We start from the raw sequence: 17,640 nt of genomic DNA on the forward strand, positions 1-17,640 counted from the left end.
GTCCCCGCCGGGCGCGCCGGGCGCCCAGGCCGACGTCCCGCCCCCACTGGTGCCCGCGATGCCCCTACCGGAGAACGCGGTCGACAACGCGGTGGCCGAACTCGACGGCATGGCCGAGGACCTGATGCGCAAGTCGGGAATCCCCGGTATGGCCGTCGCCGTCGTGCACGGCGGAAAGACCGTGTACGCCAAGGGGTTCGGCGTCAAGGATGCCACCAAACCGGAGGAGGACGAGAACCGCGTCGACCCCGACACGGTGTTCCAACTCGCTTCGGTGTCGAAGTCTCTTGCGGCGACCGTGGTCGCCCACCAGGTCGGTGTCGGCGCCGTCAGCTGGGACACCCCGATCGTGTCCGAGCTGCCCTGGTTCGCGCTGTCCAATCCCGTGGTCACCTCGATGGTCACCGTCGGGGACATGATGTCGCACCGTTCCGGACTGCCCGATCACGCCGGCGACATGCTCGAGGATCTCGGATTCGACCGCAGGCAGGTGCTGGACCGGATGCGCCAGCTTCCGCTGGACCCGTTCCGGATCTCGTACGCGTACACGAACTTCGGGTACACCGCGGGGGCCGAGGCGGTCGCGGTCGGCGCGGGCAAGCCGTGGGAGGTGTTGGCCGACGAGGTGCTGTTCCGTCCACTGGGTATGGGGCAGACCAGCTACCGGTTCACCGACTATCGCGCGCGACCCAACCGCGCGGCCGGCCACATCCACATGGACGGGCGCTACGAACCGGCCTTCGTCCGTGACGCCGACCCGGAAGCACCGGCGGGCGGGGCGAGTTCGTCGGTCAACGACATGACCCGATGGCTGGCCATGGTGCTGGCCAACGGAAGTCATGACGGCAAACAGATCGTCGCCCCGAAGGCCCTGCTGCCCGCACTCACACCGCAGATCGTGTCGAGCCCGGCGAGCGAACCCGCGGCCCGGTCGGGCTTCTACGGGTTCGGTTTCAACGTCAGCTCGACCTCGGCGGCGCGCATGGAGCTGAGCCACTCAGGCGCCTTCGAACTGGGCACCGGAACGACCTTCCTGATCCTGCCGTCGGCCGACGTCGCGATCGTCGCGCTCACCAACGCCACCCCTTCTGGGGTCTCGGAGGCACTGACCGCGCAGTTCGCCGATCTGGTGCAGTTCGGCGAGGTGCGCGAGGACTGGTACGGCCTCTACAGCGCGGCGTTCGCCGACATGGAGAAGCCGGTGGGGTCCCTGGTCGGCAAGCAGCCACCGGCCAATCCTGTGCCCGCTGCGCCGCTCGCGTCGTACGTGGGCACCTACCGCAACGACTACTGGGGGCCCGCCCGAATCACCGAACGCGACGGCGAGCTGCGGTTGGCGCTGGGTTCGAAGCTCGATGTGCCGCTCAAACACTGGGACGGCAACACCTTCACGTTCTCCTTCATCACCGAGAACGCGCCGCCGGGAACGGTTTCCACCGCGGTGTTCGATGGGGTCGATCGTGACAAGCTCACGCTGGAGTATTTCGACACGTTCAAGAAGGGCACGTTCGTCAAGTGACAGCCGCACCCGAGATTCAGGCCACCGGGCTGACCGAACCCGAGGTCGCACAACGCATCGCCGAAGGCAAGACCAACGACGTCCCGACGCGGGCGGCACGCAGCGTGTCCGACATCGTGCGGGCCAACGTGTTCACCCGCATCAACGCGATCCTCGGGGTGCTGCTGATCATCGTGCTGTCCACCGGCTCGATCATCAACGGCGCCTTCGGGTTACTCATCATCGCCAACAGCGGCATCGGCATCATCCAGGAGTTGCGGGCCAAGCGGACACTGGACAAGCTCGCGATTGTCGGTCAGACGAAACCGTTGGTGCGCAGGCAGACCGGCGCCGGATCGGCTGCCCAACAGCTCAGCCCCAGCGACATCGTCCTCGACGACATCATCGAACTCGGACCCGGCGACCAGATCGTGGTCGACGGCGAGGTGCTCGAGGAGGCCAACCTCGAGGTCGATGAATCGCTGCTCACCGGGGAAGCCGACCCGATCGCGAAAGACGCGGGCGACCGGGTGATGTCGGGTAGCTTCGTCGTCGCGGGCACCGGCGCCTACCGCGCCACCAAGGTCGGCAGGGAGGCGTACGCGGCCAAGCTCGCAGAGGAGGCCAGCAAGTTCACGCTGGTGAACTCCGAACTGCGCAGCGGCATCAACAAGATCCTGCAGTTCATCACGTACCTGTTGATTCCCGCCGGGCTGCTGACCATCTACACCCAGCTGTTCACCACGGAGTCCGGATGGAAGCGGTCGGTGCTGGCGATGGTCGGCGCGCTGGTGCCGATGGTGCCCGAGGGCCTGGTCTTGATGACGTCGATCGCGTTCGCTGTCGGCGTGATTCGGCTGGGCCGCAGGCAGTGCCTGGTCAACGAATTGCCCGCGATCGAAGGCCTGGCGCGCGTGGACGTCGTCTGCGCCGATAAGACCGGCACGTTGACCGAGAACGGTATGCGCGTCTCGGATCTCGAGCAGCTCGACGAGGCCGACGTCGGAAACATCCTCGCGCAGCTCGCCGCCGACGATGCCCGCCCGAACGCGAGCATGCAGGCCATCGCCGAGGCATACAAGATGCCGCCCGGCTGGACAGCGACGGCCACCGCGCCGTTCAAGTCAGCCACCAAGTGGAGCGGCGCGTCCTATGGGGAGCACGGCAATTGGGTGATCGGCGCCCCTGACGTGCTGTGCGCACCGGGCTCGCCGATCGCCGAACAGGCCGAACGGATCGGCTCCTCCGGCCTGCGGGTGCTGTTGCTCGGGGCCAGCGACCTGCCCGTCGACCACCCCGACGCCCCCGGCTGCGTGACCCCAGCCGCGCTCGTCGTCCTCGAGCAGCGCATGCGGCCCGACGCGCACGACACACTCGATTACTTTGCCTCCCAGAAGGTCTCGATCAAGGTCATCTCCGGAGACAACGCGGTGTCCGTGGGCGCGGTCGCGGGATCGCTGGGCCTGCACGGCGAGTGCATGGATGCCAGGAACCTGCCGGAGTCCACCGAGGCGCTGGCCGACGCGCTCGAATCGCACACCACCTTCGGTCGAGTCCGCCCCGACCAGAAGCGAGCGATGGTGCACGCCCTGCAGTCCCGGGGGCACACGGTCGCGATGACCGGTGACGGGGTCAACGACGTGCTCGCGCTCAAGGATGCCGACATCGGCGTCGCGATGGGGTCGGGAAGCTCGGCGTCGCGCGCCGTGGCTCAGATCGTGTTGTTGGACAACAAATTTGCGACGCTGCCGTATGTCGTCGGCGAAGGTCGCCGGGTGATCGGCAACATCGAACGCGTCTCGAACCTGTTTCTGACCAAGACCGTGTACTCGGTGCTGTTGGCGACGTTCGTCGGCCTGGCCGGTCTGGCGTCGAAGTTCTTCGGCACCGACCCGCTGCTGTTCCCGTTCCAGCCGATCCACGTCACGATCGCGGCGTGGTTCACGATCGGAATCCCGGCGTTCATCCTGTCGCTGGCCCCGAACAAGGAGCGCGCCCATCCGGGGTTCGTGCGGCGGGTGATGACGGCGGCCCTGCCGTCGGGTCTGGTCATCGGCGTCGCGACGTTCACCTCGTATCTGGCCGCGTATCAGGGTCGCGAGGCCACGGCTGTCGAGCAGACCCAGGCGTCGACCGCGGCGCTGATCACCTTGCTGGTCGGGGCCATCTGGGTGTTGGCAGTGGTGGCGCGGCCCTACGAGTGGTGGCGGGTCGCGTTGGTCGCCCTCTCCGGCCTGGCCTATGTCGTGATCTTCTCCATACCGCTGGCGCAGGAGCTGTTCATGCTCGACATCTCCAACGTCAAGACGACGTCGATCGCGTTGGCCATCGGCGTGGTCACGGCCGCCGCGATCGAGGTGATCTGGTGGGTGCAGGGTGCGGTGCTGGGAGAGCGCCGTCGGCTGTGGCGCGCCGAGTAGCCTTGGACGCATGGCATTTCTCGACAAGGTGAAGAATCTGCTGGCCCGCAACGCCGACAAGGTGGACACCGCGATCGACAAGGCCGGTGACATCGTCGACCGCAAGACGCAGGGCAAATACGCTCAGCACGTCGACAAGGTCCAGGACGCGGCGCGCAACTACGTCAACAAGGACAACCCGTCGGCGCAGGGCGCACCGCAGCAGCCGCCCCAGGCTCCGCCGCCGCAGCAGCCGCCACCACCGCCCCAACAGCCTCCGACTGCTCCGCCCACCTCGTAGCGCATGGCCAAACTCTCCGTATCCGTCGACGTACCCCTGCCGCCGGAGCAGGCCTGGTCGTGCGCATCCGACCTCGCCCGCTACAAGGAGTGGCTGAGCATCCACCGGGTGTGGCGCAGCAAGTTGCCCGAAACGCTGGAGAAGGGCACGACGCTGGAGTCGATCGTCGAGGTCAAGGGCATGCCGAACCGGATCAAATGGACCATCGTGCACTACCGTCCGCCGGAGTCGATGACGCTCAACGGCGACGGCAAGGGCGGCGTCAAGGTCAAGCTGATCGGCAAGGTGCGCCCTGCCGAGAAGGACCCCGCCGGATCGACGGTCACGTTCGACGTGCATCTCGGCGGTCCCGCGCTGTTCGGCCCCATCGGCATGGTGGTCGCCGGAGCGCTCAAGGGCGACATCCAGGAGTCACTGAACAGGTTCAAGTCGGTGTTCGCGCCGGCCCAGTAGGCGAGTGGGGATCGGGTTAGAGCGAGCCGCCGGCGAGGGCGTACTCGCCGAACGGCTCGGCCGATGCCTCCCGGACGAGGCGGCGCTTCTCGAGGCTGCCGTCGAGGAAAAGGGTGGCCCTGGCGCCGACGAGGTGAAGTACCGCCAGAACTCCGGCGATCAGGGCGACGGTCGAGTGCCCGATGAGGAATGCGGCGAGGCAAGCGGTCGAGGCGAACAAGGCTGCCGCATGCAGAAGCAGCGCCAGCGTGGCCAGCCCGTCGGAGGCAGGCGACCCGTCGGCGGTCGGCATGTGGTTGGTCATTGTCATCCTCCAGAAGAGCAACTCGCTTCATACCCGTGCGGAATCAGCACCAAACCAAGATCATCTGTGACACCAGACACATACGTCACCGCGGCACTGATCGCACCCGGTCGCGCAGCTCCCGCTTGAGCACCTTGCCGTAGCTGTTCTTCGGCAGTTCATCGATGAACTCGTAGCGTTTCGGGCGCTTGAACCGGGCGATGCGGTCGAGCAGATGCGCATCCAACTCGTCGGCCGACGCCGACCCGACGATGAACGCCACCACCACCTCGCCCCACTCCTCGTCCGGCGCGCCGACCACGCCGGCCTCGACGACACCGGGATGTTCGAGCAGCACCTCCTCGACCTCGCGGGGGTAAATGTTGCTGCCGCCGCTGATCACGACGTCCTTGGACCGGTCCCGCAAGGTGAGCAAACCGCGGTCGTCGAACGAACCCATGTCGCCGGTGTGCAGCCAGCCGTTCTGCAGGGTCGCGGCGGTCGCCTGCGGGTTCTCCCAGTAGCCCGACATGACGACGTCGCCGCGGCACACGATCTCGCCGATCTCGCCGACCTCGGCCGGTATCCCGTCGGCCCTGCGCACCGCGACGTCCACCCCGGACCGGGCGTAGCCGACCGATCCTAGAACCGCATCGTCGGCGCCGACGTGATCGGCTCGGCGCAGCCCGGTGATGGTCATCGGCGCTTCCCCCTGGCCGTACAGCTGCACGAAGACCGGGCCGAACGCGGCCATCGCCTTCTTCAGGCTCTCGACGTACATCGGACCACCGCCGTAGACGATGGTTCGCAGGTTGTCCGGGCAGGCGCGGCCGGTCTGCACCAGGCGCTGGACCATGGTGGGCGCGAGGAACGCGCTGCAGCCGGGATGGCGCTCGCACAGGTCGAGGAACTCGTTCGGCTCGAACGCCCCGGACTCGGGGATCACCTGGCGCGCCGCGCGCAGCACGTACGGCGGAATGTAGAGTCCCGAGCCGTGCGACATCGGCGCGCCGTGCACCAGGGTGCAGTTCTCGTCGGGGGAGTCGAAGTCGGCCAGGTGTGACACCGTCATCGCCATCAGATTGCGGTGCGACAGCATCGCACCCTTGGACTTCCCGGTTGTGCCGCTGGTGTAGAACAGCCAGGCCAAGGTCTCGGGATCGGTGGTCGGCGGTTCCGAAAGCCCCGCGCTGAACCAGGTTTCGTAGTCGTCGGTGCGGACGACCGTGATCGGGACGTCCGTTTCCGGTGTGAGCGCTGACGCGATCTTCGGCGAGGCGAACACCTGCGCCGCGCCGGAATCCTCGAGGATCTGCACCATCTCCCGCGGGTGCAGCTTGTAGTTGATGGGAACGTACACACATTCGGCCGCCCACACCCCGAACATCAGCTCGATGATCTGCGGAGAGTTCTCGCTGGCGACGGCGATCCGCGTGCCCGGCGCACCGAGCGAGGTGGCCAACCGCAGGGACCGCTCCCGCAGCTGTGCCCACGTTTGGTGTTGGCGCTCACCGTGATACACCGCACCTCGGTCACCGAAGCGGCTGGCGGCCTGATCGAGCAGCGCGAACAGGTTCATTGTCGGGCCACCCACTCGGAGGTCAGCGCGAAGTCCGACAAGTACTTCGTCGAACTCCAGCCGCCGTCGACGACGATCGTCTGACCGTTGATGAAGCTCGCACCCTCCGAGCACAGGAACGCCACGGTGCTGGCGATGTCGTTAACCTCGCCCAACCGCGGGTACGGGGTCATCTCGGTGTTGATCTTGCGGAATCGCTCGTCTTCGAGGCGTGTCGCCACCATAGGCGTCAGCGTGACCCCGGGAGCCACTGCGTTACAACGGATTCCCTGTGGGCCGTACTGGCATGCGATGTGCTGGGTCAGCGAGGTCAAGCCGCCCTTGGCCGCTGAGTATGCACCACCGCGAAGGCCGCCGACGACGGCGAACGTCGATGTCACGTTGACGATCCCGGAGCCGGACTCCATGTGCTCGATCACGTCGCGGGCCAACCGGAACGGTGCCCGCAGCATCAATCCCAAAAAGTAGTCCAGGGATTCGTCGTCGGTTTCGTGCAACGGCTTGGGGCTTCCGACGCCGGCATTGTTGACCAGGAAGTCGATGCGGCCCCAACGGTCCAGCGCGGCTTGCACGATGGTCTGTGGCGCCTCGTCGGCGGTGAGGTCGACGGCGACCGTCGCGACGCGGTCGGTGTCACCGATCGCCTTCTCCAGCCCGGCGAGCCGGGTGCCGTCGCGGCCGGTACCGAGCACCGCCATGCCCGCCTCGGCCAGTTTGGTCGCGCAACCGAATCCGATGCCGCTGCTCGCCCCGGTCACGATCGCTACCTGAACCATTCTTGCTCCTCGTGTCCGGCGGTCATGTCAGGGCCGCTCGTATCCGATGCTTCAACACTTTTCCGGCGTCGTTCTTGGGCAACGCCTCCCACACCACCACCTGCTCGGGTGCTTTGAAGCGGGCCACGCCGTGCTCCTCCAGAAGCCTCCGCATGCCCGCCACGTCGGGAGTCGGCTGATCGGTCGCGACGACGACGGCACACGCCCGCTCGCCGGTGCGCTCGTCGGGTATGCCGACGACGGCGATCTCCGCGACGCCGGGATGGCCGATGAGAATGTCCTCGATTTCCTTGGGCGAGATGTTCTCCCCGTTGCGGATGATGATGTCCTTGGCGCGACCGGTGACGACGAGAAAGCCGTCGTCGACCCACCGACCGAGGTCACCGGTGCGGAAGTAGCCGTCGCCGTCGAACGCGTCGGTCTCGTCTTCGGGATGCAGGTAGCCCACGAGCATCTGCGGCCCGCGGGCGCGGATCTCGCCGCCTATCAGTTCGATGTCCGCGATACCCGGCCTGCCGTCGGTGTCGGCGGCGTGCTCGGTGTCGTCGAGTGAGCCGACCGTGGTCACCGGGACCTCGGTCGAACCGTACACGCGGGACACCGCCGCCCTTTCGAAATAGGCGGTGGCGCTGCGGATCAGCGACGGCGGGACCGACGCGCCACCGCAGATGAACACCTTCAGCTCCGGTAGTCGCGTTCCGGCCCGCTCGGCGGCGGCGAGCAACCCGTCGAGGAAAGGCGTGGCCCCCGCCATATGCGTGACCCGCTCGTCGAGCATCAACGTCACCGCGGCATCCGGATCCCAGCGCTGCATCAGCACCGCGGTGCTGCCCAGTAACAGGGGGCACTCGAACGCATAGATCGACCCGCCGATGTGCGCGATCGGGGACGGTACGAGGAACGTGTCGCCCGCCGCGACGCGCCAGTGCTCGCCGATCTGACGGATCAGCGCATGGATCGAGTTGTGGGTGTGCAGCACGCCTTTCGGCCGGCCGGTGGTCCCCGAGGTGTAGAGGATCATCCGCACCGTGTCGGCGTTCAACACCGGCAGGACGCCCGCGCCACCGCTGCCCAAGAGGGTCTCGAACGGCGTGTGGTCGCCCGCGTCACCCCGCACGACGACGACTTCGGGCGGGGCGGACATCGCACCGGTGACGCGATCCAGCATCGCCACGTAGTCGTGTTTGTTGAAGGCGGACGGCACGAAGACCGCCCGAACGTCGGCATCCTGCAGGATGAACGTCAGCTCGTGGTCGCGCAGCGACGGCAGTATGGGGTTGACCACCATGCCCGCCAACGTCGCCCCGTGGTAGATGACCGCGGCCTCGTGCCAGTTCGGCAGCATGAACGACACCACGCTGCCCGCGGGCATGCGGGACATCAACGTGTGCGCCAGCGCCACGGCGCGGTCATACAGCTCGCGACACGTGAGCCGGATGTCGCCGTCCACCAACACGGTCCGGTCGGGCGTCGAGGTGGCCGCGTCGCGCAGCGCGTCGGCCAGCGTGTCATGTACCCACAGGCCGCGCCGGTAGGCGTCGGCGCTGCGCTTCTCGTCGACACGCACTGCCCGGCCTAACCCTTGATCCGGCGCATCGTCATCGAGTGCCGGTACCGCGACGAGGGATGGGTGTTGATGGTCACCTGCGCGACCTCGCCGTCGGAGGTGGTGTAGGCGCGGCGCATCTCCAGAGCCGCGCTGCCCGCATCGACCTTGAGCGCCCTGGCGAGATCCGGCGACACGGTGATGGCCGCCATCTCCTGATGCACCTCGACGATGCTGACCCCGAACAGGTCCTCGATCAGCGGGAAGATCGGTCCCGAATGGCGTTGCAACAGCCGCCCAACCGCCGCGAACGCCCGATTGATGTAGTACTCGGTGGTGCAGACGGGTGTGTCGCTGCCCTCGTTCTGCCGGCAGCCGCGGACCGCCAGCCACTGCGTACCTGCCTCCAGCCCGGTGCGGTCAGCCAGTTCGTCGTCGACGGTGACCATCGCGTTGGACTCGATCGTGAGCTGGGCGCCGGCCGCGAACGCCAGCAGGTCATCGATCGAAACGACGTCTTGCGCATACGAATTGGATGCGGGACGAGGGACCACGAGGGTGCCTGCCCGTGGCCGCGACGCGACCAGGTTGTCCTCCCGCAGCCGGCGCAGCGCCTCGCGGACGGTGTAGCGGCTGACCGCGAAGCGTTCGCACAGTTGCTGTTCGGTCGGCAGCTGTGAGCCGACGGGGTAGATCCCGTCGACGATCTCCTTGCGTAAGGTGCGCGCCACCTGCAGGTAGCGATGGTCGGTGGGGCTGACGGTCATGTCCGCCGCAGCGCCAGCACGCTGCCCTCGCCGTCGGCCGACACGTACAAGGTGCCGTCACGGCCGACGGTGATACCGGCGAACGGCCCCTGCGGTCCGGAGAACGGCGGCATCCCTTTGAGCGGCTTGGGCTCCACGCCCGGCGGCGGCCCGACCGGAAGATCCGAAGCGATCGTGGTGCGCGCGTTGGTTTTCAGGTTTACCGCGATCACCTCCTTGGAGCCCGCGTCGACGATGTAGAGCACGCCGTCGGCGACCGCGATGCCCTGCGGGCGTGACAGGCCGTCGACCACGGTTTGCGTCGTGTCGCCGACCGCGATCACCCGTCCGGCCCCTGATTCGGCGACCAGCACGCGGCCGTCGTCGTCGAATGCGACGCCGACCGGATCCCGCAGATCCGAGGCCAGCACCTCGGCGCTGCCCGACGCCAGCGCATGCACCCGCCCCGTGCCAAGCTCGGTGAACACGATCCGCTCACCCGGCCCGACGGCCACACCGTAGAGCTGGTCGAAACCGTCTGCCAGGTAATCGGTTTCGCCGTCGGCGGGGCGGTACCGAGCGATCTGGCCACCCGAGGTGGCCACCACGAACGCATTGCCTGCAACCGGGGCCAGCCCGCGGAGGAAGCCCGGGTAGCCGGGGGAGAACAGCATGCCGACGGTCTGCAGCGATCCGTCATCGCCGACGGCGTAGAAGTAGGTGCCGTCAGCAACGTAGAGCTGGCCATCCTCGCCCACCGCCAGATCGAGCGGCCAGTTCAACCCGCCGCCGAGCAGCGTGCGGGTTTCGCCAGCGCCGACGATCTCGGTGATCTCACCGGTGAAGTTCGAGACGAACAGGCGGTCCCCGACGAAGGTCAGGTTGTCCAATCCCGGGTTGAGCTGAGCCAGAAGGGTTTTCTCGCCGCTTCGCGGATCGATACGCAGCACCTGGCCGCTGGCCACCTGCGTCGAGACGAGATTGCCCTGCGGGTCGAACTTCACCGCATCGGGCACACCGAGGTCGGCGGCCACCCGTTGCGGCTCACCGCCGCCGAGGTCGATGCGCCAGATCTCATTGGCCGTCATCAGCGGGTAGTACAGGAAGCCGTCCGGGCCGACCTCCATGGCGTTCGGTGAAGGTAGGCCCTCCAACAGGTTCCGCTCGGCGCCCGTGGCGCGGTCGAGTTCCATCAGCCGTCCGCCGTCGCGGCACTCGTTGACGAACAAGCGATCCTGGTGCACGGTGATGCCGTTGGCGGACGGCAGGTCGTCGCGCAGCACCCGCGTGCGGCCCGCGGCGTCGCGCACGCTGACCCGTCCGTCCATCACCTCGGTTGCGAAGAGGTTGCCGTCGCTGTCGAAGGCGACGTCGTCGGGGCCGATGATGTCACCGCCCTTGGCGCTGACCGTCTCCAGATTCCCCGTGCCCAGATCCAGCGCGCTGATCTGGCTGCCCGTCACCTGGGCGACATAGACGCGGCCGTCCGGGCCGGTGCGCAGACCGTTCGCACCGAACAGCCGACTCGGGGCGGTGATCCGCTCGAGACGCCACCCGGCCGTCGCGGTCGGATTTCCGCCCGGATAGCGAGACTGCTGCGGGGATCCCGTCGCCGATTGCGTCATGACCTGGCACGTTAGCAACTCCGCTTAGTCCAGACAATAGGGCGTGAGAGAGCTGGTTTCGCCCTTGACGGGCCGATTAACGCTGGGGAATAGTGTTCTGCAACATGGAGAGCAACACTCGTTGTCCGGACAAATAGCATGGACGACCTCTTGAGGCTGGACGGCCGGATCGTCGTGGTGTCGGGTGCCGGCGGCGGCGGAATCGGCACCACCGTCACCCGGATGGCGGCCGAGGCCGGTGCCACGGTGGTGGCCGTCAGCCGGTCGAAAGAAAACCTCGACGAACACATCGGTCCCCTGGCCGATCAGGGGCTGCCCGTCGTCGCGGTGTCGGCCGACGCCTCCACCGACGCCGGCATTGCCACCGTGATGGAGCGGGTCCGGCGAACCGACGGCGATCTGTACGGATTGGTGAACATCGCGGGCGGCGCCGCGCCGTCGACGTGGATGCCGTCGACCCGGGTGACGCGTTCGGACTGGCGGGAGTTGTTCACCGCGAACCTCGAGACGGCGTTCTTCATGAGCCAGGCGGTATGCGCAGAACTCCGCGCCCGCGGCCTGAAGGGCTCGGTCGTCTCCGTGTCGTCGATCAGCGGGATGAACACCGCGCCGTTCCACATCGCCTACGGCACGGCCAAGGCGGCGGTGGTCGCGATGACGCGCACCATGGCCGCCGAGTTGGCGCACGACAACATCCGCGTCAACGCGGTGGCGCCCGGGGTGACCGAGACCGCCGCGTCGCGCACCTACGTCGACGTCGACCCCGACCGGGACCGGCGGGCGATCGCGATGGGCAGGCGGGGTCGGCCCGAAGAGCAGGCTGGGGCGATCCTGTTCCTGCTGTCGGACCTGTCGAGCTATATCACCGGGCAGACGCTTCTCGTCGACGGTGGGCTCAACCTGAAGTGGACGCACCTCGGTGCCGACAACACCTCGCTGTTCCTCAAAGACGAAACCTTCCGCGCAGAAATAAGTCGGTTCTAAGGAGTTTGAAATGACCGATACGCAGGCCAGGATTGAAGCGCCAGAAGAGCTCTGCGAACCGATGACGATCCCGGTGGAGGCGTACGTCTCGGAGGAGTATGCGCGCGCCGAGCGGGACAAGTTGTGGCGCAAGGTATGGCAGCAGGTCGGCCGCGTCGAGGAGCTTCCCGAGGTCGGCAGCTACCTGACCTACGACGTCCTCGACGACTCGATCATCGTGGTGCGCACCGGGGCAGACGAGTTTCGGGCGCACCACAACGTGTGCATGCACCGCGGCCGCCGCCTCGTCGACACCCCCGACGGGGACAAGAACGCCGTCGGCCGCGCCCGCAAATCGTTCGTCTGCGGATTCCACGGCTGGACATACGGACTCGACGGTGCCTGCACGCACATCCGCGAACAGGACGACTGGAACGGCGCGCTCACCCCGCAGAACACCCACCTCGTCCCCGTCCAGGTCGACACGTGGGGCGGCTGGCTGTTCATCAACATGGACCCCGACTGCGAACCGCTTGCCGACTACCTGTTCCCGGCCGCCAAGATCCTCGATCCGTTCGGGCTGGAGAACATGCGCTACAAGTGGCGCAAATGGCTGTACTTCGACTGCAATTGGAAGGTCGCGCTCGAGGCCTTCAACGAGACCTACCACGTGTTCACCACCCATCCGGAGTTCAACAAGTTCGGCGAGTTCAAGGGTTGGGCCAAGGCGCAGGGCAGGCACAGCAACATCGGATACGACGCGCCGAAAGACATGGAGGCCACCAGGTCCAAGATCCGGTTGGGCACCGGTGACGATCCCCGCGTCTCCACCGCCGAGATGCAGATGTACACCTGGGAGCAGACCAACGCCACCACCACCGAGACGCTGGTGAACGCGGCCAAGAGGCTGGTCGACGAACTGCCCGAGGGCACACCTCCGGACAAGGTTCTCGAACACTGGTTGGCATCGGCCAGGCGTGACGACGAGGCCCGCGGCGTCGTGTGGCCGACCATTCCGCCCGACATCCTCGGGCAGGCGGGCACGGCGTGGCAGATCTTCCCCAACTTCCAGGTCGGCCAGGGCCTGACGACCGCGCTGTGCTACGGCGCCCGGCCGCATCCGACCTACGATCCGAACAAATGCATCTTCGAGGTGGCGACCTTGGAGCTGTTCCCGAAGGATCAAGAGCCGCAGACGCATTGGGAGTACACGCCCAAGGACAGCCCGAACTGGCTTTCGGTGCTTCCCCAGGATTTCTCGAACATGGCCGCGGTGCAGCAGGGCATGAAGTCGCTGGGCTTCCCCGGCACCAGGCCCAACCCGTACCGCGAACGCAGCACCGTGAACCTGCACTATCAGTTGTCCAAGTACATGGGCACCGGCGAACCGAAAGAGCTCTGAGCTATGACAATGTCCGACACCTGCGGACCCACGGAGACCCCTGACGACATCGACATCGACGCGCTGCGGGAGAAGTACGCCCAGGAGCGGGCGAAAAGGCTTCGGCCCGAGGGCTCCAAGCAGTACGTCGAGTTGACCGACGACTTCGCCGGCTACTACGAGACCGACCCGTACACCCCGGCCGCGCCGCGTGACCCGATCGTCGAGGACATCGACGTCGCGGTGCTGGGCGGCGGATTCGGCGGGCTGCTGTCGGCGGCGCATCTGAAGAAGGCCGGGGTCGAGGACGTCCGGATCATCGAGCTGGGCGGCGACTTCGGTGGGGTCTGGTACTGGAACCGGTATCCGGGCATCCAGTGCGACAACGAGTCTTATTGCTACATCCCGCTTCTGGAAGAGCTCGACTACATCCCGAGCAAGAAGTTCGCCGACGGACCCGAGATCTACGAGCACTGCAGGCGCATCGGTAAGCACTTCGGCCTCTACGACTCGGCGATCTTCTCCACCCAGGTGCGCGATATGCGCTGGGACGGGGAGATCAACAGGTGGCGCATCGCCACCAACCGCGGCGACGACATCCGCGCGCGGTTCGTGGTGCTGGCGTCCGGGCCGTTCCACCGGCCGAAGCTGCCGGGCATCCCGGGCATGAAGGATTTCAAGGGACACAGCTTCCACTCGTCGCGTTGGGATTACGACTACACCGGCGGCGACTACACCGGCGGCATGGACAAGCTCGCCGACAAGCGTGTCGCGATCATCGGCACCGGCGCCACCAGCATTCAGGTGGTGCCGTTCCTGGCCCGAGATGCCAAGCACCTATATGTCGTTCAGCGCACCCCGTCGACGGTCGACGCGCGCAACAACACCCCGACCAACCCCGACTGGGTGAAGACGCTGCAGCCCGGCTGGCAGAAGGAACGCCAGCGCAACTTCCACTCGTGGACGTTCGAGGGGATGGCGCCCGGGCAGCCGGATCTGGTGTGCGACTTCTGGACCGAACTTGGCCGCAACACCGCTGCGCGGGTGCTCTCACTCGAGGACCCGTCGACGCTGACGCCCGAGCAGTTCATGGCGATCCGCGAGGAAGAGGACTACAAGATCATGGAGCGGCTGCGCCGCCGGATCGCCGAGACCGTCGACGACCCCGACACGGCCGAGGCGCTCAAGCCGTACTACCGCTTCCTGTGCAAGCGTCCGCTGTCCAACGACGACTACCTGCCCACCTTCAACCGACCCAACGTGACGCTGATCGACGTGTCCGACACCAAGGGGGTCGAGCGGATCACCGAGAAGGGATTCGTCGCCAACGGCCAGGAGTACGAGGTCGACTGCATCATCTACGCCAGCGGCTTCGAGATCACCACCGAGATCAGCAGGCGCTACTCGATCGACGCGATCGAAGGCCGCGACGGGCTGTCGCTCTACGACTATTGGCACGACGGCTACAAGACGCTGCACGGCATGACCAGCCGCGGCTTCCCGAACCAGTTCTTCACCGGCTTCACCCAGGTCGGCATCTCGGCCAACATCGCGGCCAACTACGAACTGCAGGGTGAGCACATCGCCTACATCGTCGCCGAGGCGTTGAAGCGGGGCGCAACGGTCGTCGAGCCGACCGACGACGCGCAGGAGCAGTGGTGCCAGACCATCCGCGAATCCGCGGTCGACAACTCGGCTTTCGACGCATCCTGCACTCCGGGTTACTACAACAACGAGGGCGGCGGTGGCGGTGAGGGCATCCGCTCACACCTCGGCGAGCCCTACGGCCCGGGCTTCTACGCGTTCGGCGATCTGCTCAAAGAGTGGCGCGACAAGGGCGACCTCGATGGCCTGGTACTCGAGAAGTAGCGATTTGTGTGCGTTCGGGAGCGGTGAGCGCTCCTCATCGCACACAGATCGCAGGTACGCCGATGGGTGAGTTGCGCTTCGACGGTCAGGTGGCCGTCGTGACCGGCGGCGGCAGGGGGCTGGGCCGCGAGTACGCCATGCTGCTCGCCCAGCGCGGCGCCAAGGTCGTCGTCAACGATCCGGGCGGCAGCCTGACCGGTGACGACTACGATCCCGTCCACCCGCCGTCTGAGGCGCCCGGCCCCGCCGAAGAGGTAGTGCGCGAGATCACCGCTGCCGGAGGCGAAGCCATCGCGAACACCGATTCGGTGGCCACCCCGGCCGGCGGCAAGGCGATCGTGCAATCGGCTCTCGAGCGCTACGGGCGCCTCGACGTCCTGATCCACAACGCGGGCATCGTGCGCCGAGCCCCACTCGCAGAGATGACGTACGACGACTTCGAGGCGGTGCTCGACGTCCACCTTCGCGGCGCGTTTCACGTGGTGCGCCCGGCGTTTCCGTCGATGTGCGACGCCGGCTACGGCCGCATCGTGCTGACGTCCTCGATCGGTGGCCTGTACGGCAATCACGGCGTCGCCAACTACGCGGTGGCCAAGGCGGGCGTGATCGGACTGTCCAACGTGGCGGCCATGGAGGGCGCCGCCCACGGCGTCAAGAGCAACGTGATCGTGCCCGCCGCGGTGACACGGATGGCCGAGGGCATCGACACGTCGGCGTACCCGCCGATGGGCGCGGAACTGGTCGCACCGGCGGTGGGATGGCTGGCACACGAATCATGTTCGATCACCGGCGAAGCGCTGATCGCGCTGGCCGGCCGGATCGCGCGGGCGGTGCTCGCGGAGACCCCCGGCGTCTACCGGCCGTCGTGGTCGATCGAGGAGGTCGGCGCGCAGATCGCCGCGATCCGCGACATGTCCGAACCCGTGGTGTTCCCCGTGGTGCCCGACGGGCACAACGACCACATCAAGTACAGCTTCGCCATGGCGCAGAAGGGCGGTGTCCATGCCTAGCGGGCCGCTGACCGGCGTGCGCGTCGTCGACCTCACCGCGATGGTGATGGGGCCGTACTGCACCCAGATCATGGCGGATATGGGCGCCGACGTCATCAAAGTCGAACCACCGCAGGGTGATAACACCCGCTTCATCTCGGTGGGCCCCTCACCAGGGATGAGTGGGGTGTTCGTCAACGTCAACCGTGGTAAGCGCAGCGTGGTGCTGGACCTGCAGACCGAACCCGGCAAGGCGGCGATGCGGGCGCTCATCGAGCGCTCCGACGTGTTCATCCACTCCATGCGCGCCAAGGCGGTCGCCAAGCTGGGCTTCGGCTACGACGACGTCGCGGCCGTCAACCCCGCGATCATCTACACCAACTGCTACGGCTACGGCCGCCGGGGGCCCGACCGCGACCGTCCCGCCTACGACGACACCATCCAGGCCGAGGCCGGATTGCCCGCGGTACAACAGCAATTGACCGGTGAGGCCGACTTCGTCGGCACGATCATGGCCGACAAGGTCGGCGGGCTGACGGCCCTCTACGCGACGATGATGGCGTTGTTTCATCGTGAGCGGACCGGGGAGGGGCAAGAGGTCGAGGTCGCCATGTTCGAGACGATGGCGTCGTTCATGCTGGTCGAACATGCCAACGGCGCCATGTTCGACCCCCCGCTGGGGCCCGCGGTGTATCCGCGCACGGTCGCGCCCAACCGTAGGCCGTACCGCACCAGCGACGGCTACATCGCCGCGTTGATCTACAACGACAAACACTGGAACGCGTTCATCGGCGCGGTGAGTCCGGCGTGGAACGACGAGTCCTACGCCACCCTCGAGAAGCGTGCGCACAACATCGATGTCGTCTACGGGTTGCTCGCCGAGACCATGAAAGAGCGCACCACCGCCGAATGGCTGGACCTGTTCCGGAAACTCGAGATTCCCGCCGCGCCGCTGAACACCCCCGACGCGTTGTTCGACAACGAACACCTGAACGCGGTCGGACTCTTCGAGACCGTCGAGACCGCGGACGGACCGGTGCGCTTTCCTGGTGTGCCGACGTGGTTCTCGCGCACACCCGGCAAGGTCGCAGGTCCCGCCCCGACGCTGGGCGCCGACACCGACGCGGTGCTCGACGAGTTGGGGCTCACCGCGCTCGGCTCCGTGGCTTCTGACGGAAACGGGGCGGATCTCGTCGACAACCCCAGTGTCGGCGCGTCGGAGCGGGGGTAGG

The 17,640-nt window shown here is 66.9% G+C and carries 15 protein-coding genes; 9 read left to right on the forward strand and 6 right to left on the reverse strand.

Annotated elements, in window-relative coordinates; genetic code table 11:
• The 4 genes from CEX88_RS18335 to CEX88_RS18350 all read left to right on the forward strand — a co-directional run.
• A partial coding sequence (locus CEX88_RS18335; protein WP_202931559.1) for a serine hydrolase occupies positions 1-1,519 on the forward strand: 1,519 nt, incomplete at its 5' end.
• Positions 1,520-1,533: 14 nt separating this feature from the next.
• Positions 1,534-3,918 carry a cation-translocating P-type ATPase gene (locus CEX88_RS18340; RefSeq protein ID WP_094294631.1) on the forward strand — a complete coding sequence of 795 codons (2,385 nt, stop codon included), beginning with the start codon at positions 1,534-1,536 and terminating at the stop codon, positions 3,916-3,918.
• Between the two features lie 10 nt (positions 3,919-3,928).
• The gene (locus CEX88_RS18345) at positions 3,929-4,198 is read left to right on the forward strand and encodes an antitoxin (RefSeq protein WP_094294568.1); all 270 of its coding nucleotides are present in this window, start codon (positions 3,929-3,931) and stop codon (positions 4,196-4,198) included.
• Between the two features lie 3 nt (positions 4,199-4,201).
• Positions 4,202-4,651, forward strand: a complete 450-nt coding sequence (locus CEX88_RS18350; RefSeq protein ID WP_068199551.1) for a type II toxin-antitoxin system Rv0910 family toxin — start codon at positions 4,202-4,204, stop codon at positions 4,649-4,651.
• A gap of 16 nt (positions 4,652-4,667) precedes the next feature.
• Here CEX88_RS18350 and CEX88_RS18355 read toward each other — a convergent pair whose 3' ends face one another.
• From CEX88_RS18355 to CEX88_RS18380, 6 genes are all read right to left on the reverse strand, one after another.
• Complete coding sequence (locus CEX88_RS18355) at positions 4,668-4,955, reverse strand: hypothetical protein (RefSeq protein ID WP_094294569.1); 288 nt, start codon at positions 4,953-4,955, stop codon at positions 4,668-4,670.
• 85 nt (positions 4,956-5,040) lie between these two features.
• Positions 5,041-6,513 (reverse strand): acyl-CoA synthetase, encoded by a 1,473-nt coding sequence (locus CEX88_RS18360; RefSeq protein WP_094294570.1) that lies wholly within the window; start codon positions 6,511-6,513, stop codon positions 5,041-5,043.
• The gene (locus tag CEX88_RS18365) at positions 6,510-7,289 is read right to left on the reverse strand and encodes an SDR family NAD(P)-dependent oxidoreductase (RefSeq protein WP_068199549.1); all 780 of its coding nucleotides are present in this window, start codon (positions 7,287-7,289) and stop codon (positions 6,510-6,512) included. Before CEX88_RS18365 ends, CEX88_RS18360 begins: the two co-directional genes overlap by 4 nt.
• 22 nt (positions 7,290-7,311) lie before the next feature.
• A complete protein-coding gene (locus CEX88_RS18370; protein WP_094294571.1) occupies positions 7,312-8,856 on the reverse strand; it encodes an AMP-binding protein in 1,545 nt (514 codons plus the stop codon).
• Positions 8,857-8,864: 8 nt separating this feature from the next.
• A complete protein-coding gene (locus CEX88_RS18375; RefSeq protein ID WP_094294572.1) occupies positions 8,865-9,602 on the reverse strand; it encodes a GntR family transcriptional regulator in 738 nt (245 codons plus the stop codon).
• Positions 9,599-11,206 carry a Vgb family protein gene (locus CEX88_RS18380; protein ID WP_094294573.1) on the reverse strand — a complete coding sequence of 536 codons (1,608 nt, stop codon included), beginning with the start codon at positions 11,204-11,206 and terminating at the stop codon, positions 9,599-9,601. The genes CEX88_RS18375 and CEX88_RS18380 overlap by 4 nt, the downstream gene beginning before the upstream one ends.
• Before the next feature lie 138 nt (positions 11,207-11,344).
• On the opposite strand from CEX88_RS18380, the gene CEX88_RS18385 reads away from it, so the two are divergent.
• The 5 genes from CEX88_RS18385 (at position 11,345) to CEX88_RS18405 (ending at position 17,639) form a co-directional block, all read left to right on the forward strand.
• Positions 11,345-12,190, forward strand: a complete 846-nt coding sequence (locus CEX88_RS18385; protein WP_094294574.1) for an SDR family NAD(P)-dependent oxidoreductase — start codon at positions 11,345-11,347, stop codon at positions 12,188-12,190.
• Positions 12,191-12,200: 10 nt separating this feature from the next.
• On the forward strand, positions 12,201-13,571 hold the full coding sequence (locus tag CEX88_RS18390; RefSeq protein WP_094294575.1) for an aromatic ring-hydroxylating oxygenase subunit alpha: 1,371 nt from the start codon (positions 12,201-12,203) through the stop codon (positions 13,569-13,571).
• 3 nt (positions 13,572-13,574) lie between these two features.
• A complete protein-coding gene (locus CEX88_RS18395) occupies positions 13,575-15,419 on the forward strand; it encodes a flavin-containing monooxygenase (RefSeq protein WP_094294576.1) in 1,845 nt (614 codons plus the stop codon).
• A gap of 62 nt (positions 15,420-15,481) precedes the next feature.
• The gene (locus CEX88_RS18400) at positions 15,482-16,429 is read left to right on the forward strand and encodes an SDR family NAD(P)-dependent oxidoreductase (RefSeq protein ID WP_094294577.1); all 948 of its coding nucleotides are present in this window, start codon (positions 15,482-15,484) and stop codon (positions 16,427-16,429) included.
• Positions 16,422-17,639, forward strand: coding sequence for a CaiB/BaiF CoA transferase family protein (locus tag CEX88_RS18405; RefSeq protein WP_094294578.1), 1,218 nt, complete (start codon positions 16,422-16,424; stop codon positions 17,637-17,639). Before CEX88_RS18400 ends, CEX88_RS18405 begins: the two co-directional genes overlap by 8 nt.
• Position 17,640: the final 1 nt, after the last annotated feature.

This window comes from Mycobacterium neumannii (assembly GCF_002245615.1).
In the GTDB taxonomy this organism is placed as follows: Bacteria; Actinomycetota; Actinomycetes; order Mycobacteriales; family Mycobacteriaceae; genus Mycobacterium; species Mycobacterium neumannii_A.